At 66.7% G+C, this 22,748-nt stretch carries 19 protein-coding genes, 2 tRNA genes and 1 riboswitch; of the genes, 19 read left to right on the forward strand and 2 right to left on the reverse strand.

The features are described from left to right. Positions 1-2 precede the first annotated feature (2 nt). From U7114_RS07910 to ndk, 3 genes are read left to right on the forward strand one after another with little or no spacing between them, the layout of a single operon-like run. Positions 3-1,361, forward strand: a complete 1,359-nt coding sequence (locus tag U7114_RS07910; protein WP_157241967.1) for a bifunctional folylpolyglutamate synthase/dihydrofolate synthase — start codon at positions 3-5, stop codon at positions 1,359-1,361. Then, a complete protein-coding gene (locus U7114_RS07915) occupies positions 1,362-1,829 on the forward strand; it encodes a DUF4233 domain-containing protein (protein WP_321213744.1) in 468 nt (155 codons plus the stop codon). A 54-nt stretch (positions 1,830-1,883) separates the two neighbouring features. After that, complete coding sequence (gene ndk / locus U7114_RS07920; protein WP_228403670.1) at positions 1,884-2,303, forward strand: nucleoside-diphosphate kinase; 420 nt, start codon at positions 1,884-1,886, stop codon at positions 2,301-2,303. Between the two features lie 63 nt (positions 2,304-2,366). Here ndk and U7114_RS07925 read toward each other — a convergent pair whose 3' ends face one another. Then, positions 2,367-3,038, reverse strand: coding sequence for a vitamin K epoxide reductase family protein (locus U7114_RS07925; RefSeq protein WP_157241968.1), 672 nt, complete (start codon positions 3,036-3,038; stop codon positions 2,367-2,369). A 439-nt stretch (positions 3,039-3,477) separates the two neighbouring features. Between U7114_RS07925 and U7114_RS07930 the strand changes: the two genes are divergently transcribed. The 13 genes from U7114_RS07930 (at position 3,478) to U7114_RS07990 (ending at position 16,967) form a co-directional block, all read left to right on the forward strand. Beyond that, positions 3,478-6,954 carry an Rne/Rng family ribonuclease gene (locus U7114_RS07930; protein ID WP_323057039.1) on the forward strand — a complete coding sequence of 1,159 codons (3,477 nt, stop codon included), beginning with the start codon at positions 3,478-3,480 and terminating at the stop codon, positions 6,952-6,954. 129 nt (positions 6,955-7,083) lie between these two features. Then, a riboswitch (TPP riboswitch) is annotated at positions 7,084-7,181 on the forward strand. Continuing rightward, on the forward strand, positions 7,171-8,718 hold the full coding sequence (gene thiD / locus U7114_RS07935) for a bifunctional hydroxymethylpyrimidine kinase/phosphomethylpyrimidine kinase (protein WP_416235548.1): 1,548 nt from the start codon (positions 7,171-7,173) through the stop codon (positions 8,716-8,718). (Overlaps the previous riboswitch by 11 nt.) Positions 8,719-8,981: 263 nt before the next feature. Next, positions 8,982-9,290: a 50S ribosomal protein L21 gene (rplU, locus tag U7114_RS07940; protein WP_066276623.1), complete on the forward strand. Its 309-nt coding sequence runs from the start codon at positions 8,982-8,984 to the stop codon at positions 9,288-9,290. Positions 9,291-9,351: 61 nt separating this feature from the next. Further along, positions 9,352-9,615 (forward strand): 50S ribosomal protein L27, encoded by a 264-nt coding sequence (rpmA, locus tag U7114_RS07945; RefSeq protein WP_009372867.1) that lies wholly within the window; start codon positions 9,352-9,354, stop codon positions 9,613-9,615. Between the two features lie 116 nt (positions 9,616-9,731). Then, the gene (obgE, locus tag U7114_RS07950) at positions 9,732-11,321 is read left to right on the forward strand and encodes a GTPase ObgE (RefSeq protein ID WP_323057040.1); all 1,590 of its coding nucleotides are present in this window, start codon (positions 9,732-9,734) and stop codon (positions 11,319-11,321) included. Further along, positions 11,311-12,462: a glutamate 5-kinase gene (gene proB / locus U7114_RS07955; RefSeq protein ID WP_323057041.1), complete on the forward strand. Its 1,152-nt coding sequence runs from the start codon at positions 11,311-11,313 to the stop codon at positions 12,460-12,462. The genes obgE and proB overlap by 11 nt, the downstream gene beginning before the upstream one ends. A 26-nt stretch (positions 12,463-12,488) precedes the next feature. Next, positions 12,489-13,868, forward strand: a complete 1,380-nt coding sequence (locus U7114_RS07960) for a glutamate-5-semialdehyde dehydrogenase (RefSeq protein ID WP_323057042.1) — start codon at positions 12,489-12,491, stop codon at positions 13,866-13,868. Positions 13,869-13,945: 77 nt separating this feature from the next. After that, entirely contained in the window at positions 13,946-14,176 is a 231-nt protein-coding gene (locus U7114_RS07965; protein ID WP_157241972.1) for a hypothetical protein, read from the forward strand. Positions 14,177-14,216: 40 nt separating this feature from the next. After that, positions 14,217-14,846 carry a nicotinate-nucleotide adenylyltransferase gene (gene nadD / locus U7114_RS07970; protein WP_255428835.1) on the forward strand — a complete coding sequence of 210 codons (630 nt, stop codon included), beginning with the start codon at positions 14,217-14,219 and terminating at the stop codon, positions 14,844-14,846. 7 nt (positions 14,847-14,853) lie between these two features. After that, positions 14,854-16,089 (forward strand): hypothetical protein, encoded by a 1,236-nt coding sequence (locus U7114_RS07975; protein WP_323057043.1) that lies wholly within the window; start codon positions 14,854-14,856, stop codon positions 16,087-16,089. A 43-nt stretch (positions 16,090-16,132) separates the two neighbouring features. Beyond that, positions 16,133-16,534 (forward strand): ribosome silencing factor, encoded by a 402-nt coding sequence (rsfS, locus tag U7114_RS07980; RefSeq protein WP_321213738.1) that lies wholly within the window; start codon positions 16,133-16,135, stop codon positions 16,532-16,534. 112 nt (positions 16,535-16,646) lie between these two features. Then, a tRNA-Ala gene (locus tag U7114_RS07985) sits at positions 16,647-16,719 on the forward strand. 175 nt (positions 16,720-16,894) lie between these two features. After that, positions 16,895-16,967: transfer RNA gene (locus tag U7114_RS07990), tRNA-Ala, on the forward strand. A gap of 95 nt (positions 16,968-17,062) precedes the next feature. On the opposite strand, the gene U7114_RS07995 is transcribed toward U7114_RS07990, so the two are convergent. Then, a complete protein-coding gene (locus tag U7114_RS07995) occupies positions 17,063-18,385 on the reverse strand; it encodes a class I SAM-dependent methyltransferase (RefSeq protein ID WP_323057044.1) in 1,323 nt (440 codons plus the stop codon). Between the two features lie 297 nt (positions 18,386-18,682). Here U7114_RS07995 and U7114_RS08000 point away from each other — a divergent pair, with 297 nt between their 5' ends. From U7114_RS08000 to U7114_RS08010, 3 genes are all read left to right on the forward strand, one after another. Continuing rightward, positions 18,683-19,873 (forward strand): class I SAM-dependent methyltransferase, encoded by a 1,191-nt coding sequence (locus U7114_RS08000; RefSeq protein ID WP_323057045.1) that lies wholly within the window; start codon positions 18,683-18,685, stop codon positions 19,871-19,873. A 199-nt stretch (positions 19,874-20,072) separates the two neighbouring features. Beyond that, the gene (locus U7114_RS08005) at positions 20,073-21,275 is read left to right on the forward strand and encodes an ROK family protein (protein WP_323057203.1); all 1,203 of its coding nucleotides are present in this window, start codon (positions 20,073-20,075) and stop codon (positions 21,273-21,275) included. A gap of 118 nt (positions 21,276-21,393) precedes the next feature. Next, the gene (locus U7114_RS08010) at positions 21,394-22,746 is read left to right on the forward strand and encodes an extracellular solute-binding protein (protein ID WP_323057046.1); all 1,353 of its coding nucleotides are present in this window, start codon (positions 21,394-21,396) and stop codon (positions 22,744-22,746) included. Positions 22,747-22,748: the final 2 nt, after the last annotated feature.

Genomic DNA, 22,748 nt, shown 5'->3' on the forward strand with positions numbered 1-22,748 from the left:
CCATGACTGACGAATTTTCCGTAGAGAGCGTCTACGCCGAACTGCTGGGCAGGGCGCCGGAAAACAAGATGGAGCCGCGCCTCGCGCCGCTGTTCCGCGCCATGGACGTGCTGGGGGAGCCCAACAAGGCGTTCCCGATCATCCACGTGACCGGCACCAACGGCAAGACCTCCACCGCCCGCATGATCGAATCGGTGCTGAGGGCCCACGGCCTCAGCACCGGACGGTACACCAGCCCGCACCTGTCCAAGGTCACTGAGCGGATCAGCATCGACGGCCACCCGGTTTCCGACGAGACGTTCGTCCGGATCTGGGACGAAATCCGTCCCTACCTGGAGATCGTGGACTCCGAGCTTGAAGCCGAGGGCCAGCCCCGGCTCACCTACTTCGAATGCCTCACCATCCTTGGCTTCGCAATCTTCGCGGACCAGCCGGTCAACGTGGCCGTCATCGAGGTGGGCCTGGGCGGGATCACCGATGCCACCAACGTGGGCGACGGGCAGGTCTCCGTCATCACGCCCATTTCCCTTGACCACACGGACCTCCTGGGCGACACCACGGAGGACATCGCCCATGAGAAGGCGGGAATCATCAAGCCGGGCGGCTACCTCATCAGCGCCGCCCAGCCCCTGGACGCGGCCCAGGTCCTGCTGGAGAAGGCAAAGGACGTGGGCGTGCCGTTCCGCTTCGAAGGCGTGGAATTCGGCGTTGAGTCCCGGACCGTGGCGGTGGGCGGGCAGATGGTGAGCATCCAGGGCATCGCCGGCCGGTACCCCGAACTCCTGGTCCCGCTGCACGGCGCGCACCAGGCGCAGAACGCCGCGGTGGCCGTGGCCGCGATCGAGGCATTCTTCGGGGGCGAAAAGGAACTCGACTTCGACGTGCTGCAGGAAGGCTTCGCCAACGTGACGTCGCCGGGCCGGCTTGAAGTGGTCCGGACCGCGCCCACCATCATTGTGGATGCAGCCCATAACCCGGATGGCATCAAGGCGTCGGCTGCCGCCCTGCAGGAAGCCTTCAACTTCACCAGGCTGGTTCCGGTAGTGGGGGTGCTGAAGGAAAAGGACGCCGAGGAGATCCTCCGGCAGCTCAAGGAGTCGCTGGGCGGGATCGCGGAGGAATTCTGCTTCACCCAGTCGAACTCCCCGCGGGCAGTCCCTGCCGCGGAACTGGCCGAACTCGCGGTTGAGCTTGGCTTCGGCGAGGACAACGTGCACATCGCGGAGAAGCTCGACGACGCCCTTGAGTGGGCAGTGGAACGCGCCGAAGCCAACGACGACCTGTCCGGGGGAGTCCTGGTGACAGGCTCCATCACCCTCGTTGCCGAGGCCCGGATCCTGCTCGGAAAGACGGAGGCCTGAGTGCCCAAGTTGACCAAAGCCCAGCGTGAGTGGCGCCCGGGCATGCCCAGGAAGCGCCGCTCCACCAAGGTGATGTTCGCATCCACCGTGCTGCTGCTGGAAGCCTTCGTCATGTTCTTCGCCACCCTGGCAGTGTTCGGACTTCGCCGCGGGGAGTTCCCGCCGGCCCTCATCCTCGGTGTGGGGATCGGGCTCAGTGTCGTGATGATCGTGGCCTGCGCGTTCCTCACCAGGCCCTGGGGCATCGGGCTGGGCTGGATCCTGCAGCTCGTCCTGGTCCTGACCGGCATCTTCGAGCCCGCCATGTTCCTGGTCGGCGCCCTGTTCGCAGCGGCCTGGTGGTACGGCATCCGCACCGGAATCCGGCTGGACCGCGAGGCCGGGGAGCGCGCCCGCGAGCAGGCGGAGTGGGAGGCGGCGCACCCGGACCAGGCGGCTGGACCGGGGCAGCAGCCGCAGTCCCCGTAGGCAAAGTCCCCGTAGACTTGTCCCCGAAACCCATCCCAACGCATTGGAGCAGTCGTGACCACTGAGCGCACCCTCGTCCTGATCAAGCCCGACGGCGTCGCCCGCAACCTCACCGGCGCCATCCTGGCCCGGATCGAAGCCAAGGGCTACACCCTGGCCGAACTCAAGAAGGTAGACGCCTCGCGCGAACTCCTGGAGCAGCACTATGAGGAGCACGTCGGCAAGCCCTTCTACGAGCCCCTCGTGGAATTCATGCTCAGCGGCCCCGTTGTTGCGGCGATCTTCGAGGGCCACCGGGTCATCGAGGGATTCCGTTCCCTTGCCGGCACCACCGATCCCACCACGGCGGCCCCCGGCACCATCCGCGGCGACTTCGGCCGTGACTGGGGCCTGAAGGTCCAGCAGAACCTGGTGCACGGCTCCGACTCCACCGATTCCGCGGAGCGCGAGATCAAGATCTGGTTCCAGGGCTGACCGCCCGGGGACAGCAAAAAGCCCCTGGTTCTTCGGAACCAGGGGCTTTTCCCGTCCGCAGGCCTAGAAGCCTGACGTGCCGGCAAAAACCTGGATAAAGGCGAAGAAGATGGTGGCGATAACGGCCACGTAGAGCAGTGCGGTGATGATCCAGCCGGAGTCGCCCAGGATGCGGGCGGCCTTGGCAGGTACCGGGATCACGCCCGCGCTGATGTTCCGGATGGTCACCCACACGAAGAGCGGAATCATTGCCGCCCACACAATCATGCAGAACGGGCACAGGATGTGGATGACGTACAGCGCCTGCGACCATAGCCACACCACAAACGCGAAGCCCAGCGTGACGCCGGCCTGCAGGCCAAGCCAGTACCACCGGGCGAAGTTGGCGCCGGCCAGCAGCGCCATTCCCACCGTGATGGTGATGGCGAACGCCACGATGCCGATGAACATGTTGGGGAAGCCGAACAGCGAGCTTTGCCACGTCTGCATCACCTGGCCGCAGGAGATCCAAGGGTTCACATCGCACACCGTGGTGTGGTTAGGGTCCTTGAGGACCTCCAGCTTCTCCAGGACCAGTGCTCCGGACGCGAGCCAGCCAACCACCCCGGTGACCACCAGCAGCCAGCCGAGGGGCCGGTCGCGGGTCATGGGCGGGCGGGCTCCAGCCGCACTGGTGTCCGGGTCAAGAGTCCGTTCCGGCGCGTGGGTGCCGCTGACGGGGGAAATGCTGGGCATTGGCAAGGCGTCCTTTTCATCGGGTGCTCCTTGCCCGATTGTAACGCCGGCGGCTGGAAAGACCCTTCAGGGAGGGAACAGGCAGCGCCTCTTCCGCCGTGGAATAGTCCGGGTATGAGAGAATGAACGTGGCTGGAACCCGATCCACATTCGGATTCCGGTCCGGTGGCTTGTTCGCAAGACCGCCAATGATGAGCAGCGCAGGCTTTGGATTTGTCAATCCGGCCTCCCGCAACTCCATTGGGCGGCACCTGGTTGTGACACGTGGAACAACGGGTTTTTGAACATCCTGCCGGCCCCCACGGGCTGCCGCACCCCACTGCCGGTGCGAACCTGGGGGTATCCACTTGACTTCTGTCAACGCCTGCGGGTTTTGACAATATGTGCCCCAATGGGTGCCGGATGTGGCGGTACGTCAGGGGCAGGAGTGTTGCCACATATGGATAATGAACAAGTTTCAGCCGTTAATGATGAAGCCGCCGCCACGGGTGCCGAGGCCGAGCCGAAGAAGGCCACGAGGACCAGGCGGAAAGCCGCTCCCAAGGCCAGTGACGCCCTGATCGCCGAAACAGACGTTGCGGCAGGCACCGCGGGCGCAGATTCCGTGCAGGCAGGGGCCAGCGCCGCCGAATCCGGCGCGAACGCAGTAAACACAGTGCCGGTTACCGACGCCGCTGAGGCGAAGGCACCCGTCCGCCGGAGCCGCTCCAGGAAGAAGGTTGACCCGGCTGAGCCGCTTCCGGCCTTCGCTGAGGAGGCAGCCGCCCCTGCCGCTACCGGCGACGACGCCGGCGCGCAGGCTGCGTCGGCCGGCGCGCCTTCTGAAGCCGCCGCGGAGGACGTAAAACCCGTCCGACGCCGGCGGGTTGCCACCCGCAAGACCTCCGCCCCGGCGGTGGAGGCTGCGGCTGCGCAGGCAGAGAGTGCGCCCGCCGAAGCTGCACCCGCCGAAGCCGCACCTGCCGCGGAAGCTGCAGCCGTCGCTGACCCGGCAGTCGCCGCAGCTGAAGCCGAAGCGGCCGCACCGGAACCTGCGGTCCTGCCTTCCGCAGCCGGGCAGGACAACGGCACTCCCGTGCAGGGCCCGCCCGCCGCCGAGGCAGCCGCCCAGGGCGAGGCTGCCGCGGAACCCGTAGCCGCCCCTGCCGCTTCCACCGCCCCGGCAAGCCCTTTCGGCTCCCTCTTTTTGGAGCCAGGTTCCGCCACTTCCGTCCTGTTCCAGGCCCCGGATCTCAGCGCTGTTGTCCGGCCCGCGCCGGCCGCCACGGAAGAAGCTGAAGAAGAGGACACCGAGGACGACTCGGACGATGCCGGTAACCGCAGGAGGCGCCGAGGCCGCGGCCGCCGCGGCCGCAGCAGGACTGGCGAGCGTGACGGCGAAGACGCCGAAGGCTCCGATGCCGAGACCGATGCTGCCGATGACGCCGACGAGGAAGCCGCCGGGCAGGCCGACGAAGGCGTGACGTCCCGCCGTCGGCGCCGCCGCCGCCGTGGCGACCAGGACCTTGAACTGACGGGCGGGGGAGACGACGATCCCCCCAACACGGTGACCCGCGTCCGCGCCCCGCGCCCCGTGGGAGAACCCGCGGTCAGCAACCGGGTCACCAGCGTCAAGGGCTCCACCCGCCTGGAGGCCAAGAAGCAGCGCCGCCGCGAATCGCGCGACACGGGCCGCCGCCGCACCGTCATCACCGAAGCCGAGTTCCTGGCCCGCCGGGAGTCCGTGGACCGCCAGATGATCGTGCGCCAGCGCGATGACAGAATCCAGATTGCCGTCCTGGAAGACGGCGTCCTGGCCGAGCACTTTGTCTCCAAGACCCAGCAGGATTCCCTGATCGGCAACGTCTACCTGGGCAAGGTCCAGAACGTGCTGCCGTCCATGGAAGCAGCCTTCGTGGACATCGGACGCGGCCGCAACGCCGTCCTGTACGCTGGCGAAGTCAACTGGGAGGCCGTGAACCTCGAGGGCAAGCAGCGCCGCATTGAAAACGCGCTCAAGTCCGGCGACACCGTCCTGGTGCAGGTCACCAAGGACCCCGTGGGCCACAAGGGCGCGCGCCTGACCAGCCAGATCTCACTGCCGGGCCGCTACCTGGTCTTCGTTCCCGGCGGTTCCATGACCGGCATCTCCCGCAAGCTGCCCGACGTCGAACGCAACCGCCTCAAGCGGATCCTCAAGGACCGCCTCCCCGAGCAGGCCGGCGTTATTGTCCGGACCGCTGCGGAAGGCGCCTCCGAGGAAGAGCTGACCCACGACATCAACCGGCTGCGGGCCCAGTGGGAAGGCATCGAAAGCCAGTCGAAGTCCACCAAGATCCTTGCTCCGGAACTGCTGTACGGCGAACCGGACCTGACCATCAAGGTGGTCCGCGACGTCTTCAACGAGGACTTCTCCAAGCTGATCGTCTCCGGCGAGGAAGCCTGGGACACCATTGAGGCCTACGTCACCTACGTTGCTCCCGATCTGGTGGGGCGCCTCGAGAAGTGGACCAAGGACCAGGACATCTTCAGCGCATGGCGGATCGACGAACAGATCCACAAGGCACTGGAGCGGAAGGTCTTCCTGCCCTCCGGCGGCTCGCTGGTGATCGACCGCACCGAGGCCATGACTGTTGTGGATGTCAACACCGGCAAATTCACCGGCAGCGGCGGCAACCTTGAAGAGACGGTCACCAAGAACAACCTGGAAGCTGCGGAGGAAGTGGTACGCCAGCTCCGCCTGCGCGATATCGGCGGCATTATCGTCATCGACTTCATCGACATGGTCCTGGAATCGAACCGCGACCTCGTCCTCCGTCGGATGGTGGAGTGCCTGGGACGCGACCGCACCAAGCACCAGGTTGCCGAAGTCACGTCCCTTGGCCTGGTGCAGATGACCCGCAAGCGGATGGGCACCGGGCTGCTTGAAGTGTTTGGCGAGCAGTGCGAGGCCTGCGCCGGCCGCGGCGTGGTGACCCACGATGACCCCGTGGAGCACCGCCGGGCCAATATCGTGGCGGCCGAACACCACGTTCAGCGCTCGGACGCCCGCCCGGACGTCCGGAATGAAAGCCACCGCGCTGAGGCCCAGCGCGGGGACAGCAGCCAGCCCGGCGTCCGTCCTGACCGGAAGCGCCGCCGTGGCCGCGGCGGCCAGCAGGTGGACGCTGCTCCTGCAGCCGCCCTCCACGTGCACACGGTCCACCCCGACCCCACGGACGCCGAGCGGCACGCGAAGGCCGAAGCCACCAGGCTTGCCCTTGCCAATATTGCTGCGGCAGCACACGCCGCCCACCTGCACGACGATGAGGTAGCCGCGGCCCGGCAGGCTCCGCAGGTCCAGCCGGCGGAACCTGAGAAGCACGACGGCGACGCCTCCCGGCCTGCCGCCGTCCTCACCTTTGGCGGGGAGAAGGTTGCCCTGCCGTTCGTGGAGCACGCGGAGGAGCAGCAGCCGAAGCCGGCCCTGACGCTGGACCGGCTCGCCGAAGCCTTCGCCCACCTCGGTGAGCCTGCCCCTGCCGCGGAAGCCGCAGCCGGTCAGCCCGAACGGCGGGCGCCGGAAAAGGAGCAGCGGGAACCGGAGCAGGTCCGGGCACCGCAGCACGTCCAGGCACCGCAGGCGGAGTCGCCGCAGGTCCGGCCTGAGCCGCTGCAGGCTGCCCATGCGCTGCGCGAAAAGGACTATTCCGACCACACCCTGGAACAGTCCCGCCCGCGCCGGGCGCGCCGCAACCGCAGCGCCAGCCGCGCCCAGGGTGCGGCCAACGAGACCTCCGTCGAGCAGCACGAGAATGTCCCCGCCGCGGCGGCAGGGCATTCACACTCTGCAAAGGCGCCGGAAGCTGACCAGGCAGGTGCCCCTGCGCCAGGCAACGCCAAGCCTGCCGCGGAGCCCATCATCCTGGGTGTCGGGGTTCCCGCTTCGGAACTCTAGGCCACGGCACGCGACACGCTGGATGCCCGGCCGCCCACCACGTGTGGACGGCCGGGCATCCGGCATTTAAGGCCGCACCAGTCGCACTGCGTCACCTTCGCCCTGCGTACCGCAAAAAAGCTAGGCTGGTGAACCGACACGGGGTGCCGCGCACAGAGCCGGCTGAGATCCACACCCGTTGAACCTGTCCGGCTAGCACCGGCGAAGGGATGTCTCTTGTCTTCAACTCTCGAATTGCCCGCTGCCACCCCTCAGGGCGCCCCTGCCCCTGCAGCACAGTCCGGCCAGCGGCGGAACGTGCCCCGGGTCCTCTCGATCGCGGGCTCGGATCCGTCCGGCGGAGCCGGCGTCCAGGCGGACCTGAAAAGCATCGCGGCCCACGGCGGCTACGGAATGGCCGCCATCACTGCCCTCACCGCACAGAACACCCGCGGCGTACGAGGCGTCCACGTTCCCCCTGCTGCCTTCCTCACCCGGCAACTTGACGCGCTCAGTGAGGACATCAGCATCGACGCCGTGAAAATCGGGATGCTGGGTGATGTCGCGGTGATCGAAGCTGTCCGGGCGTGGCTCGAAAAAGTCCGTCCCGGCGTCGTGGTTTTGGACCCTGTCATGGTGGCCACCAGCGGTGACCGGCTCCTGCAGGAATCCGCCGAAGCCGCACTTCGCGAACTGCTGCCGCTGGCGCACCTCATCACGCCCAACCTGGCTGAACTTGCCATGCTCGTGGGCGGGAACGTGCAGGAGAGCTGGGAAGGCGCCCTGGAACAGGGCCGCGAGCTCTCTTCCGCCACCGGGGCGACGGTGCTTGTGAAGGGCGGACACCTGGCCGGGGACGAATGCCCCGACGCCCTTGTCAACACTGCAGGCACGCCTGGCCAGGACGTGGTGGTGGTCCCGGGCAAGCGGGTGGCAACGCTGAACAGCCACGGCACCGGTTGTTCACTGTCATCAGCCATGGCCACAGTCCAGGTGCGGCTGGGGGACTGGGAGGCAGCCCTCCGGGAGGTCAAGCCCTGGCTGTCCGGCGCGCTGGAGGCCTCGGAGTCGCTGGAGGTGGGTACGGGCAACGGACCAGTCCACCACTTCCACCACCTTCAGCCGGAGCCTGCTGAAGGCAGCTTCGCGGCGCGGCTGTGGGCTGAAGCGGAGGAGCACCTGGAAGCCATCTATTCCCTGGCGTTTATCCGGGACCTGGCCTCCGGCGACCTGGCCGAGAAACAGTTTGGCTACTACCTGGCCCAGGACGCCATCTACCTCAACGGTTATTCACGGGTGCTCGCGCGGACAAGTGCCCTGGCCCCCACCGAGGCAGAGCAACTCTTCTGGGCACGTTCCGCCGCGCAATGCCTGGAGGTCGAGTCTGAACTGCACCGCTCCTGGCTCAGTACCCGGACCGTTGAGCCGCAGCTGGGACCCGTAACCAAGTCCTACGTGGACCACCTGGTGGCGGCATCGGCGTCGGGCAGTTATGCCGTGCTGGCGGCAGCCGTCCTGCCCTGCTTCTGGCTGTACGCGGAGGTGGGCAAAACGCTCCACGCACAGTTCGTGGCTGCCGGGGAGCCGGCGGGCCATCCCTACGCGGAGTGGCTGCGCACATACGCGGATGAGGACTTCGCCGCGGCCACCCGCAGGGCGGTTGCCATTGTGGACAGTGCGGGGCGCACCGCTCCGGCGCATGAGAAGGATGCCATGGCCACGGCATTCAGGCAGTCCTGCCGCCTGGAAGTTGAATTTTTCGACGCGCCGCGCCTTCATTCCTGACGTCCGGACGGCCGCCGCGCCGGTACTATGGTGGGGCACCCCCCGGCCAAGGAAATGTGTTGTGGTACCTATCACAGACAACCCGCCGGAACCAGCCTCATTTGCGGCCGAAGCCAAAACTAGCGTATTCTAGATCTTCGGTGCTTACGCCAACACTTGGGTTATGACCCCACGGCGTTGAGGCACAGCGAGAGCCCAACCAATTATGGAACCGGGTTCCGCACGCAAATTTGTAATAAACGTCGAGAGAAGTGAGTTCCCAAGTGGTGTACGCGATTGTCCGCGCAGGCGGCCGCCAAGAGAAGGTTTCCGTTGGAGACTTCGTTACCCTGAACCGCGTCGCCGGTGGAGCTGGCAGCACCATTCAGCTGCCCGCACTGCTCCTGGTTGATGGTGACAAGGTCACCTCCGCCGCTGCTGACCTGGCCAAGGTAACTGTTACGGCTGAGATCCTCCAGGACCTCCGTGGTCCTAAGATTGTGATCCAGAAGTTCAAGAACAAGACCGGTTACAAGAAGCGCCAGGGTCACCGCCAGGAACTGACCAAGGTCAAGATCACTGGTATCAAGTAACCTTCCGTTACTGTTCAGGTTTTTCAGCAGATTCCCCAGAATTTAGAGGCAGGCATTTCAGATGGCACATAAAAAGGGCGCGAGCTCCACTCGCAACGGTCGTGACTCCAACGCACAGTACCTCGGCGTCAAGCGCTTCGGCGGCCAGGTAGTTTCCGCAGGCGAGATCATCGTCCGCCAGCGCGGCACCCACTTCCACCCGGGCGCCGGCGTTGGCCGCGGCGGCGACGACACCCTGTTCGCCCTGACCCCGGGCGCCGTTGAATTCGGCACCCGCCGCGGTCGTCGCGTCGTCAACATCGTTGCTGCTGCAGCTGCAGAGTAACAACCAGTTCTGAAGCGGTGGAGCGGGCCATGTGGTCCGCTCCACTGTTCTTTTAACCGCATTACAATCGTCTTGGCGCCCTTGGGTGTCCAGGAAACAGCACTGAGGAGATCCACGTGGCCAGCTTTGTAGACCGGGTAGTACTGCACGTATCCGGCGGTACCGGCGGCCACGGGTGCGTCTCCGTCCACCGTGAGAAGTTCAAGCCGCTGGGTGGTCCCGACGGCGGCAACGGCGGCAACGGCGGCGACGTGATCCTTCGCGTGGACCACCAGACCACGACGCTCCTTGACTACCACCACGCGCCCCACCGCCACGCCACCAACGGCGGCCCGGGCATGGGGGACTGGCGCGGCGGAAAGAACGGCGAGACGCTCATCCTGCCCGTTCCGGACGGCACGGTGGTCAAGTCCAAGGACGGCACCGTCCTCGCCGACCTCGTGGGCGAAGGCACCGAGTACGTGGCTGCGGCGGGCGGCATCGGCGGCCTGGGCAACGCCGCGCTCTCTTCGCAGAAGCGCCGCGCTCCCGGCTTTGCCCTCCTCGGCATCGAAGGCGAGTCCAGCGACATTGTGCTGGAACTGAAGTCAATTGCGGATATTGCCCTGGTGGGTTTCCCGTCCGCCGGCAAGTCCAGCCTTATCGCCGCCATGTCCGCGGCGCGGCCCAAGATCGCCGACTACCCGTTCACCACCCTGATTCCCAACCTGGGCGTAGTGCAGGCCGGGGATGTCCGCTTCACCATTGCAGACGTACCGGGGCTGATTGAAGGCGCCAGTGAGGGCAAGGGCCTCGGACACCACTTCCTCCGCCATGTGGAGCGGTGTGCGGCGCTGGTCCATGTCCTGGACTGCGGAACGCTGGAGGCTGACCGGGACCCCCTCTCGGACCTGGCCGTTATCGAGGCCGAACTCGAAAAGTACGCCGTGGACATGAGCTACGCGGGCCAGGACGGTGAAGTGGTTCCGCTGAACCACCGCCCCCGCCTGGTGGCACTGAACAAGGTGGACCTGCCGGACGGCAAGGACATGGCCGAGTTCGTCCGCCCCGAACTGGAATCCCGCGGCTACCGGGTCTTTGAAATCTCGGCAACTAGCCACGAGGGCCTCCGCCAGCTGGGCTTTGCCATGGCCGAAATCGTCCAGGCGGCCCGGGACGCGGTGGCTGCTGCGCCGCCCAAGGTGCAGCCCGTTGTCATCAAGCCCCGCGCGGTCAATGAAGCAGGCTTCCGGATCCGCCGGGAAGAGAAGGGCCTTGAGCCGCTGTTCCGCGTGCTGGGCGAAAAGCCGGTGCGCTGGGTCAAGCAGACGGACTTCACCAACGAGGAAGCCATCGGCTACCTCGCTGACCGCCTGGCAAAGCTCGGCGTGGAGACGGAGCTGTTCAAGCAGGGCGCCAAGCCCGGCGACACAGTTGTTATTGGCGAGGATGACGGCGTTGTCTTCGACTGGGAGCCCACCATGATGGCCGGTGCGGAACTGCTGGCCTCGCCGCGCGGCACCGACGTCCGGTTTGCCGATATCGGCGACCGCCCCACGCGCGGACAGAAACGTGAAGAGCAGCAGGAACGCAAGGACGCCAGGGCGGCCGCCCGCGCCGAACTTGAAGCCGAGCGCAAGGCCGGCATCTGGACCGAGTCCGTGAGCAGCCGCCGGGTCGCCAAGCCGCTCAAGGAGAGTGGACTGGACGCAGGCGATGAGTTCTAGGGCGGCAGCTGCGGTGCCGCTGGCGCGGTCCGTGGACAGGAGCGTGCTCGCCGGCGCCCGCAGGATCGTGGTGAAGGTTGGCTCGTCGTCGCTGACCAGCATCAAGGGCGGCATCTCCGAAGAGGCGCTGACTGCCCTGGCTGACGCGTTGGCGGCCAAACGCAACACCGGCACCGAAATCATCCTGGTCTCCTCCGGTGCCATCGCCGCGGGCCTGGCACCCCTGGGCCTTGCCAAGCGCCCCCGCGATCTTGCCACCCAGCAGGCAGCTGCCAGCGTGGGGCAGGGCCTCCTGATGGCCCGCTACACCCAGGCCTTCGGGGCGCACGGTGTGACGGTCAGCCAGGTGCTGCTCACCGCCGAAGACCTCATGCGGCGCAGCCAGCACACCAATGCCTTCCGCGCCCTGGACCGGCTGCTCAACCTTGGCGTGGTGCCGGTGGTCAATGAAAACGACACCGTGGCCACGCATGAAATCCGCTTCGGTGACAACGACCGGCTCGCTGCCCTGGTTGCCCACCTGGTCCGGGCCGATGCCCTCGTGCTGCTGTCCGACGTCGACTCCCTCTACGACGGCCCGCCGTCACTTGGCGCGAAGCGGATCCCGCTCGTTGCGGGCCCCGCGGACCTGGATGGTGTCTCCATCGGGAAACCCGGCAAGGCAGGCGTGGGCACCGGCGGGATGCTGACCAAGGTGGAAGCGGCCACCATGGCAGCCGGCTCCGGCATCCATGCCCTTGTCACTTCCACCCCTAACGCGGCGGCTGCCCTTAACGGCGAGGACGTGGGCACCTGGTTCACGGTCAACGGTGCCCGCAAGCCCGTCCGCCTCCTGTGGCTGGCGCACGTCGCCTCCGTCCAAGGGCGGCTGGTGCTGGACGAAGGCGCCGTCAAGGCTGTGCGGCACCACCGCACCTCGCTGCTTCCCGCAGGCATCTCCGCCGTCCAGGGTGAATTTGAAGCGGGCGACGCCGTCGAGATAGCAGCTGCCGACGGCACCGTGGTTGCGCGGGGACTGGTGAACTATTCGTCAGCGGAGTTGCCGCAGATGCTTGGCCGGTCCACCAGGGACCTGGGTGAGGCGCTGGGCAGCGGCTATGACCGCGAAGTTGTTCACGTTGACGACCTGGTGCTGGTTTGAGCTTCCCGCTCGCCTAAACTTGGAACATGACTGAGGCCCTGATCCACAACACGACTGCTGAAAATCCCGGAGATACTGCCGCCACCGAGGCGCAGCCGGCTACTTCATCTGTGGCGCAGGTGCCGGCTGACTCCCCGCTGTCTTCGGGCGATATTGAGGCAGCAGTCCATGCCATTGCGGACCGCTCCCGTGACGCCGCGCGCCGTATGGCCATGGCAAACCGGGCCTGGAAGGACCGCGCCCTCCGTACCGTCGGCGCAGCCTTGGAGGAGAACACCGGGGCCATTCTTACGGCCAACGCCATGGACGTGGCGGCAGGAAAAGCCAATGGCACCTCCGCCGCCATGCTGGACCGCCTTACCCTGACGGAAACCCGCATCTCGGGACTCGTGGCAGCTTTGGAAAACCTGGCCAACCTTCCCGATCCCGTGGGTAACGTGGTCCGCGGGCAGACGCTTCCCAACGGCCTGCGCCTCCGGCAGGTGAACGTGCCCATGGGTGTGGTGGCGGCAATCTACGAAGCACGGCCGAACGTCACCGTGGACATTGCGGGGCTGGCACTCAAGAGCGGCAACGCCGTGATCCTGCGCGGCGGCACTGCCGCCCAAGCCACCAACGAGGTGCTGGTGCGGGTACTGCGTGAAGCGCTGGAGTCCGTAGGCCTGCCTGCCGACGCCGTCCAGACAGTCGACCAGTACGGCCGCGCAGGTGCCAACGTCCTCATGAAGGCGCGCGGCAGGGTGGACGTGCTGATTCCCCGCGGCGGCCGGGAGCTCATCCAGACCGTTGTCGTCAACTCCGCCGTGCCTGTGATCGAGACCGGTGAAGGGAACGTGCACATCTTCATCGATGAATCGGCCAGCGAGGACATGGCAGTCGAGATCCTCCTCAACGCCAAGACCCAGCGGCCCAGCGTCTGCAACACGGTGGAGACGCTCCTGGTCCACTCGGGATCCCCCGTTCTTCCCGCCGTGGCAGCCGCGCTCCGCCAGGCAGGGGTCCGGCTGCATGCCGACGAGCGGGTCCGCGCGGCCCTGCCCGCCTCCATCGAGTCCGAACCTGCCACTGAGGAGGACTGGGGCACGGAGTACATGGACCTGGACCTCGCGGTGGCCATGGTGGACAGCCTGGACGAGGCCGTGCAGCACATCCGTACGTGGTCCACGGGCCACACCGAGGCGATCCTCACCAACGATCTCCGTAACGCAGAACGGTTCATCGCCGAGGTTGATTCTGCTGCCGTCATCGTGAATGCCTCCACCCGGTTCACCGACGGCGGGGAGCTTGGCCTCGGCGCCGAGGTGGGCATTTCCACCCAAAAGCTGCACGCGCGGGGCCCCATGGGGCTGACCGAGCTCACTACCACGAAGTGGATCGTGCAGGGCGAGGGCCAGGTGCGCGGGTAGCGCACGGTAACATAGACCAGAAGTCAGAAACGGCGGAGCTTTCCGCTGCCACAATAGTTTGAGCCCAAGGGGAGAAAATGCTGTTCCAGCAGATTGCCACGTCCGTCGCCGAAGGCGGAGAACACGAACTCGCGCCGCTGTGGGCTGAGCCGTGGGTCTTCGGGGTGGTTATTTTCGCCCTCCTGCTGGTGCTGATGTTCATCACCTTGTCCTACTCCAACCTGGGCAACCGCCACGCAGCAACCGAGGAGCACGCGGACCCGCACCGCCAGCACCCCAACAAGCACGATCACGGGCAGGGCCGCTAACATTTCCCGCGCCCTGCACCGCTCGGGTGCCACCGGCAGGCTGCGGCTTGGCGTGATGGGCGGGACGTTCGATCCCATCCATCACGGCCACTTGGTCGCAGCCAGCGAAGTGGCGGCGGAATTCGACCTGGACGAGGTGGTTTTCGTCCCCACCGGCCAGCCGTGGCAGAAGTCCCACCAGCACGTCAGCGAGCCCGAGCACCGCTACCTCATGACAGTCATCGCGACGGCCTCCAATCCGCGCTTCACTGTGAGCAGGGTAGACATTGAGCGGCCAGGTCCCACCTACACCATCGACACCCTCCGGGACCTCCGCGCCCAGCGTCCCGACGCTGATCTGTTCTTCATCACCGGAGCGGACGCACTGGCACAAATCCTTTCCTGGAAGGACATCGACGAACTGTGGTCGCTCGCCCACTTTGTGGGAGTCACCCGGCCGGGCCATGTCCTCGACGGGATGGGACGCGCTGACGTGAGCCTCCTTGAGGTTCCGGCCATGGCCATCTCATCCACGGACTGCCGCACGCGCGTGGCGGCGAACAACCCGGTCTGGTATCTGGTGCCGGACGGCGTTGTCCAGTACATCGCCAAGTACGGCCTGTACGCCGACGCCGTGGAAGCCGGCGATGTCCCAACTTCCCAAGCACGTGAACCAGCCAGTACTGAATGAGTTCTCAATGAGTCAGGAACAGCCCCCCATCCGCAGCCGCCGGGAACTCCGGAAGGCCAGGGATGCCCAACAGCCCGTGCCCGCCGGCACGGAGCAGCTTTCCCCTGCCGCGAATCCGCCTGCTGCCACCCCTTCGGCCCCCGGGCCCGCTGCTGCTGTGTCCGAGCAAACCTCCACTCAACGGTCGTCCCAGATCCGGGCGCGCGACCGCGCAGCCCTGCGCACCCTTAAGGAGCTGGAGGAAAAAGAGGGCCAGCTCTCTGCCGGAGGGCCACCCACCCGGCGCCAGCTCCGCCTGCAGCAGCTCAAGGAACAGGCGCTGACCGCGGCCAACCCCGTTGTGCCGCCGTCGTCCGTCCAGACCGATGCCGCCGCTCAGGTGCCGGGAGGCCGGGGCGCGGGGGAGCGGGCTGCCCAGGACGGCAAGAAGCCCTCCGGTGCGGAGCCGAGTCCTGCAGCCCCTGCGGGCATGACGGTGGAACAGGCCCTGGCGGCACGGGCACTGCTCGCCGAGCAGGCCAAGAACCAGATCGCCAAGATGGAGCACATCGCCTCCCTGGACCCGGAAGCGGTTGACCCGGAGATCCTGGCGGAGCAGATCGCCCTGGCCGAACGTGCGGCGATCCTGAACCGCCGCGCCATTGCCAAGCAGAAGCTGGCCGAGCAGGCCGGAGCCCCGGTTGCGCCGTCGAGGGATCCTGCCACGAGCCCGGCACGGGAACCCGGCGCCGGGGACCAGGCCGGCCCGGCAAGCCAGCGCCCGGCGCCATCGACGGCCAGCAACCTTGCCATGGTCACCCCGCTGGAGTTCGTGCAGGTACCCGGCATCGACCGGCCGGTCATGAAGCCGCCCGCAACCTCACATGTCCCGGTCACCACCCGTCCGGGGTCGAAGGTTACGGCGCCCGGAACCAAGAAACGGCGCCCTGCGGGGCCTCAGCGTCCGGCCGCACCCGATGCCGGTTCGGGCCGCTCCCACGTCATCGCCAGGGCGGAAGCCGCAGCCCGCGCGGCCGCCCGTCCGCGGCCCGTGATGACCGACGCGAACCAGGCGGAGGACCTCTTTGAGGACCTCCCGCGGATCCCCGCCAGGTCGGCCTATGGCCTGGAGCCCCTGGACGCTGCCACGGCCGGACTGGCCCGGGCGCAGCGGAACAGGGTCCTGCAGTTCTGCATCCTGGCATTCGGAATCGTGGCCCTGGTCTCGGGCATCATCCTCATCATCAGCGGCATGTCCCGCTGAGCCGCGTTCCGCCACTTAGAGTTTCCACCCAACAAGGAGTCACGTGACTGCATCAGAATCATCCATCACCATAGCCCGCGCCGCCGCCAAGGCAGCCGCGGACAAGATCGCGCAGGATATCGTTGCCCTGGACGTCAGCGAGCGGCTCGCCCTGGCCGACGTCTTCCTCATTGCCTCCGCACCCAGCGAGCGGCAGGTCAACGCAATCGTGGACGGGATCGAGGAAGAGCTCGCCAAGCAGGACCTGCGGCCTGTCCGCCGTGAAGGCCGTTCCGGCGGCCGCTGGGTACTGCTGGACTACTCGGACGTTGTGATCCATGTCCAGCATGAGGAAGACCGCGTTTTCTACGCCCTGGAGCGCCTCTGGAAGGACTGCCCCGTCGTTGACCTGCAGCTCGGTGACGACACCTCCGTGAAGGCTGTTGCTGCGTCCGAGAGCGAGTAAATCCGCGGAACCACGCGGAATATGCCCGATTTGGAATTTTCGGAATTGCTGTTCTAAGATATTTGAGTTGCTTCGGGGAAAGCCGAAAAGCTTGAAGGAGCGGCAATAGTTCGGGGCTGTGGCGCAGCTGGTAGCGCACCTGCATGGCATGCAGGGGGTCAGGGGTTCGAGTCCCCTCAGCTCCACCGGACGGTCCGCCGGAATCACTGCGATTCCGGCGGATTTTTTTGTGTGCTTTGCCTGCCCCGGCCGGGAGCCCATGCGGCCGCCAAGGCGGACCAGGCCGATTGGCGTGAGCGGCGAAAGTGCATTAAGCTGAACAGGTTGCTTCGAGGTGGTAAACCGGGAGCGGCAAAGTCCGGGGCTGTGGCGCAGCTGGTAGCGCACCTGCATGGCATGCAGGGGGTCAGGGGTTCGAGTCCCCTCAGCTCCACCGGCACAAAAGGGACGATCCCCACGGGATCGTCCCTTTTGCTTAAGAGCCCGGTTCCGGGGGCACGACCCGGTATCGCCCCACGGCCCAGGCAGTCAAAGCCACGCTGTACGCCGCAGCGGCGGTTCGTCGCCGCCGGGCCGCTGTACCAGGACCTGGTTGACGCCTGTCAGGCCGCCTTCGAAACCCAGTGCGCTTGCAGCCATGTAAAGCCGCCAGACCCGGGCCCTTCCGAGGCCGCTGAGTTTCGCAGCCTGGTCCCAGTTTGCCTCCAGCCTGTGGACCCACGCGCGCAGGGTCAACGCGTAGTGGCGCCGCAGTGCCTCCACATCCAGGATCTCGAAGCCTGCTGCCTCCAGGGCGGAAACCATCTCGCCGAGGCTGATCATCTCCCCGTCCGGAAACACGTAACGGGGGATGAAGGAATTCGGATCGGGTTTGGTGGGACCGGCATTCCAGGAGATCGCGTGGTTTAGCAGCCGCCCGCCCGGCCGGAGCAGGCCAAACAAGGCAGCGGCGTAACCGGGGGTCTGCGCCCGCCCAACGTGCTCGGACATTCCGATCGAACTGATGGCATCGAACGGACCGTCCCCGATGTCCCGGTAATCCTGGACCCGGATGTCCACCCGTTCGGTCAGTCCGGCGTCTGCGGCCCGTTTCCGGGCCAGGATGGCCTGTTCCTTGGACAGCGTCACGCCCACAACGGTTGCGCCGTACTTCCCGGCCGCATGCAGGGAAAAACTGCCCCAGCCGCAGCCGACATCCAGCACGCGCATGCCCGGCCGGAGGCCAAGCTTGCGGCATACCAGGTCCAGCTTGGCCTCCTGCGCGGCGTCCAGGCCGTCGGCGAGCCGGCTCCCGGCATCCGGTTGCTCCGGGTGGTCGCTGTCGTCGGTCCACACGGCGCAGGAGTAGACCATGGACTGTCCCAGCACCAAGGCGTAGAAGTCGTTGCCCACGTCATAGTGATGCGAAATGGCTGCGGAGTCACGGCGGCGCGAGTGCAGGGGACCTCTCCGGGCCACCCTTGCCTCCTCCGGCGGTGGTGCAGGGTTGGGGCCCAGGGCGCCCAGCCGGACCGCGGTGCGCAGCAGCGTCCAGACTTCACCGGCGGTGAGCGGCCGGAACGGACCCGGCTCCGCGAACTTGCCCGCCGAGCTCAGGGCCGCGAACGCTGCGAAAATGTCCCCGGGAGAGTCGATCTCGCCAGCCACATAGGCACGGCTCAGGCCGAGCTGGCCCGGGGACCACAGGATCCGGCGCAGGGCGCGGCGGGATCGGAACTCAAGGACAGGCGCTCCCGCCGGCCCTGCCTCGGAACCGTCCCAAGCGCGGAGGCGCAGGGGTATTTCTTCAGTGCCAAGCACTACTGCCAGGGCCCTGGCGAGCCGCGATGCATTCCCGGTAGCTGTGGTCATGGTGCTCCTCCCGTCTCCATGGGCCAACACTAAGGCCGGAATACCTCGCGCGACTATCATTGGGGAGGTGAATTCTGCCCGAACCGACGTCATCGTCGTTGGTGCGGGCCGGCCGGGTTCTCCGCTGCCTGTCACCTTCAGCGCCGTGGCACCGGCCATGTAATGCTCGACGCCGGGGACGGCCCGGGTGGCGCCCGGCGGGACCGCCGGGAAAGCCTGCGGACGGCTTTGGAATGAGCGGCAGCAGTTCCGGGCAGCGGCACGTGCAACCAGAACAACGGAAAGCAGCGGGAACAGTTGGCATCAAACAGTCTTGGGGATCTCTTTGCAGCACTCCGGCGCAGGCCGGATGTGGAAGCACCCAACCTGCAGGCGTGGGACGCCACGGACCGGCTCCTGCTTGAGGCAGCCGGGGGACTGGTGGCTTCCGGAAGCGCAGTGGCCGTCATCGGGGACCGGTACGGTGCGCTGACGCTGGGGGCCCTCGCCGCGCTCAACCCGGGCTCCGTAAGGGTCCACCAGGACCTGATCACCGGGGAGCGCGCCCTGCAGCTCAACGCGGCCGGGCTCCGTAGCGCCGGCCTGCTCCCGGACGCCCCGGCGGGGATGCCCGCCGGTTCCACGGACGGGGAGCCCGGGTTCACCCAGCTGCCGCTTGGCCCGGAGCTCCTGGCCGGGGCGCAGGCAGTACTGCTTCAGTTGCCCAAGACGCTGGCTGAGCTGGACGAGATCGCCGCCGCGGTGGCCCGCTACGCGGCACCGGACGTTACGCTCCTGGCCGGCGGGCGGGTCAAGCACATGTCACTCGGCATGAACGCCGTGCTGGAACGCCACTTCTCTTCCGTCCAGCCGCAGCTCGCCAGGCAGAAGTCGCGCGTGATCCTGGCATGCGGTCCGCAAGGGGGCGGGAAGGGAAACTATCCCGTCGTCGAACACCTCGCCGACCTCGACCTCGACGTCGCCGCCCATGGGGCAGTGTTCGCCGGCACCAAACTGGACATCGGTACCAGGTTCCTGCTGACGTTCCTCCCGGCCATGAAGACGGCCCGGCACGCCGTCGACCTGGGCTGCGGCACGGGAATCCTTGCCGCCATGTACGCCCGGCAGCACCCTGGGGCAGCAGTGACCGCCACGGACCAGTCCGCCGCAGCAGTGGCCTCCGCGCAGGCAACGGCACAAGCCAACGGGCTGGAAGGCCGAATCACCGTCCTGCAGGATGACGCCCTCAGCAGCCTGGCGGCAGGCAGCGTGGACCTGGTCCTGCTCAACCCGCCGTTCCACGTCGGCGCCGGGGTCCATGCTGGAGCAGGCCTAAAGATGATTGAGGCGGCGGGACGGGTCCTCGCGCCCGGGGGCGAGCTGTGGACGGTCTTCAACCGACACCTGCCCTACCTGCCCGCGCTGGAGCGGCACGTTGGGCCTACTGCCGTGAAGGGCAGGAACCCCAAGTTCACGGTGACGTTGAGCACCCGCCGCGTCGACGGATGAGCGGAACAGGCCGGCCCCGCTCCGCCCAGGGGGAGGACCGCCGTTGCCGCGCCGCGCCGTCGTGCCCGCCCTATGGGTCTGTGACCACGCGTAACGTACGATTCAAGCATCACCACAAGTACGTGGCCAAAGACGTTTAGGGGAAGCCGTGACTGAGATCCGCCAATCCTCACCGAGGCGCGGAACCAACCTGCCCAAAATGGGGGACTTCAACCTCACGGTGATCCTGGACGCCATCCGAAGGGCTTCCGCCGGGCTGAGCCGGGTGGAGCTGGCCCAGATTGTGGGCCTCTCACCGCAGACCATCTCCAACATCTCCCGGCGCCTCCTTGACCAGAACCTCATCGTGGAGGCGGGCAAGGAAGGCAGCGGACCCGGCAAGCCGCGCACCATCCTGCGGCTCAACCCCGGCGGTGTGTTCGCGCTGGGTGTCCACCTGGATCCCGCTGTCACCACCTTCGTGGTCCTGGATCTGGTGGGCGCAGTGGTGCGGCACTCGAGGATCAAAACCCCCGGCGGCAACGATCCGTCGGCCGTTATTTCCACCATCGCTGAGGAGATCGCCCAGTTGGTGGAGGACTCCGGCGTGGACCGGGAGAGGATCGCCGGACTCGGCGTCGCTGCTCCCGGCCCCATCGACCTTGATAGCGGATCCGTGGTGGATCCGCCCCTGCTCCCCGGCTGGGACCGGGTGGAACTGCGCAGCGCCCTTTCCGAAGCCACGGGCTATTCCGTCCTGATGGACAAGGACGTCACCAGCGCCGCCGTCGCGGAAACGTGGGCCGGCGGCCCCAGCGGCTCCGGCAGCTTCGTCTTCATGTACATGGGCACCGGCATCGGCTGCGGCATTGTCCTCAATGACGAGGTTGTCCGGGGAACTTCCGGAAACGCCGGCGAGATCGGCCATATCGTGGTGGACCCGGACGGACCCCCTTGCGACTGCGGCCTGCGCGGCTGCGTGAAGTCCACCTGCATCCCGCAGGTGTTGGTGGCCGAAGCGGAGGCCGCCGGGATTTTGGACGGCACGCGGTCCGGGAACAGCGGTGCGGAGATCCAGCAAAGTTTTTCCCGGCTGTGCGACCTTGCGGACGAGGGAAACGAACAGGCCCTTGCCATCATCGACAAGTCCGCAGCGCGGGTAGCGCGTGCCGCCTCAGTGGTCACCAACACGCTGGACGTTGAGCGCGTGGTGTTCGGAGGGCCCTTCTGGAGCCGGCTGGCCGGACGCTACCTCGAGAAGATTCCGGCGCTGCTCGATGCCAACAGCGACACCCGGCTCATCCACCCCATCGAGGTGGTGGGCACCGGGGTAGGAGAGGACGTCGGAGCCATCGGAGCGGCCTCCCTGGTCCTGGAATATACGCTGGCGCCCCGGGCCCAGCGGCTCCTCCTGGAGAGTTGACCGGTGCGCCGCCGGCGGTGCCTTGCCTGGGTCAGGGCGTCCATCTAGCATTTGCTTATTGCCGCGGCTGGGGGCCCGCTGACAACGGGGACCGCAGCCATTGACCGAATGGAGCACCATGCGTCGCCAGTCGCTGAAGACCATGTCCCTCGTCGCTTCGGCAATGATTGTCCTGACGGCGTGCAACCCGGCTGATCCGGCGGGTGCTTCCAAGACCCTGAAGGTGGCTTACCAGAAGACGGACTCCTTCACCGCCCTGGATACCATGCTCCAGGCCGCCAAGCAGGAGTTCGAGGCGGCGAACCAGGGTGTCAAGGTTGAGCTGCAGCCCATCCAGGCGAACGACGACGACTACGGCACCAAACTGGCGCTTGCCCTCCGGTCGCCGTCCACGGCACCGGACGTGTTTTACGAGGACACCTTCAAGGTCCGCTCCGACGTGGACGCCGGTTACCTCCTCAAGCTGGACAGCCACCTTGAGGGCTGGGCGGACTGGGATACGTTCGACGACGGCGCCAAGGCGGCAGGGCGCGCGGACGACGGCGGGACGTACGCGGTGCCGCTGGGCACGGACACCCGCGCCATTTGGTACAACCGGAAGGTCCTGGAAAATGCCGGGATCAGCCTTCCCTGGCAGCCGCGGAGCTGGCAGGACATCCTGGACACCGCCCGGAAGATCAAGGCCAACGACCCCACGGTGATCCCGTTCAACATGTACGCGGGCAAGGGCACCGGCGAGGGCTCTGTGATGCAAAGCTTCTACGAGCTGCTGTACGGGACGGGGTCTGCCCTGTATGACGAAGATGCCGGCAAATGGGTGGTTGGGTCCGCCGGTTTCCGGGACTCGCTGGGATTCCTTGAAACGCTGTATGAAGAGCAACTGGCGGTTTCGCCGGCTGAAGCGCTGGTCGCGAATGTCTGGAAAAAGGTCTTTGGTGAATGGTTCCCGAACGCCAAAATGGGTGCCACGGTGGAAGGCTCCTACGCGCCGTCGTTCTGGCAGGATGGCGGTTCCTACGAGTGGCCCGGCTACGAGCAGGAGATCGGCGTGGCCCCTTTCCCCACCCAAAACGGCCAGGCGCCCGGTGCCGTGAGCATGTCGGGCGGCTGGACCCTGGCGCTGGGGGCGGGGACGAAGGAACCGGAACTGGCTTTCAACTTCCTCTCAACGGCGCTCAACAAGAAGAATTCGTTGGCCTTCACCGTGGAGAGCTCGCAGATTGCCGTCCGGAAGGACGTGGCAGCCGAGAAGGAGTACCTGGATGCCAACCCGTTCGTCAGGGATGTATCCGAGCTTGTCTCGGTGACCCGGTACCGGCCGGCCACTGCTGAATACCCCCGGATTTCAGCGGCCGTCCAGGAGGCCACGGAAGCCGTCATCACCGGCAACAAATCCCCCCAGGAGGCAGCGGCGGAGTACGACGCCGCCGTGGCCGGGATCGTGGGCGGCGACAACACCGTCCGGAAGTAGCC

Origin of the sequence: Pseudarthrobacter sp. C1 (genome assembly GCF_034720455.1) — a bacterium.
GTDB lineage: Bacteria > Actinomycetota > Actinomycetes > Actinomycetales > Micrococcaceae > Arthrobacter.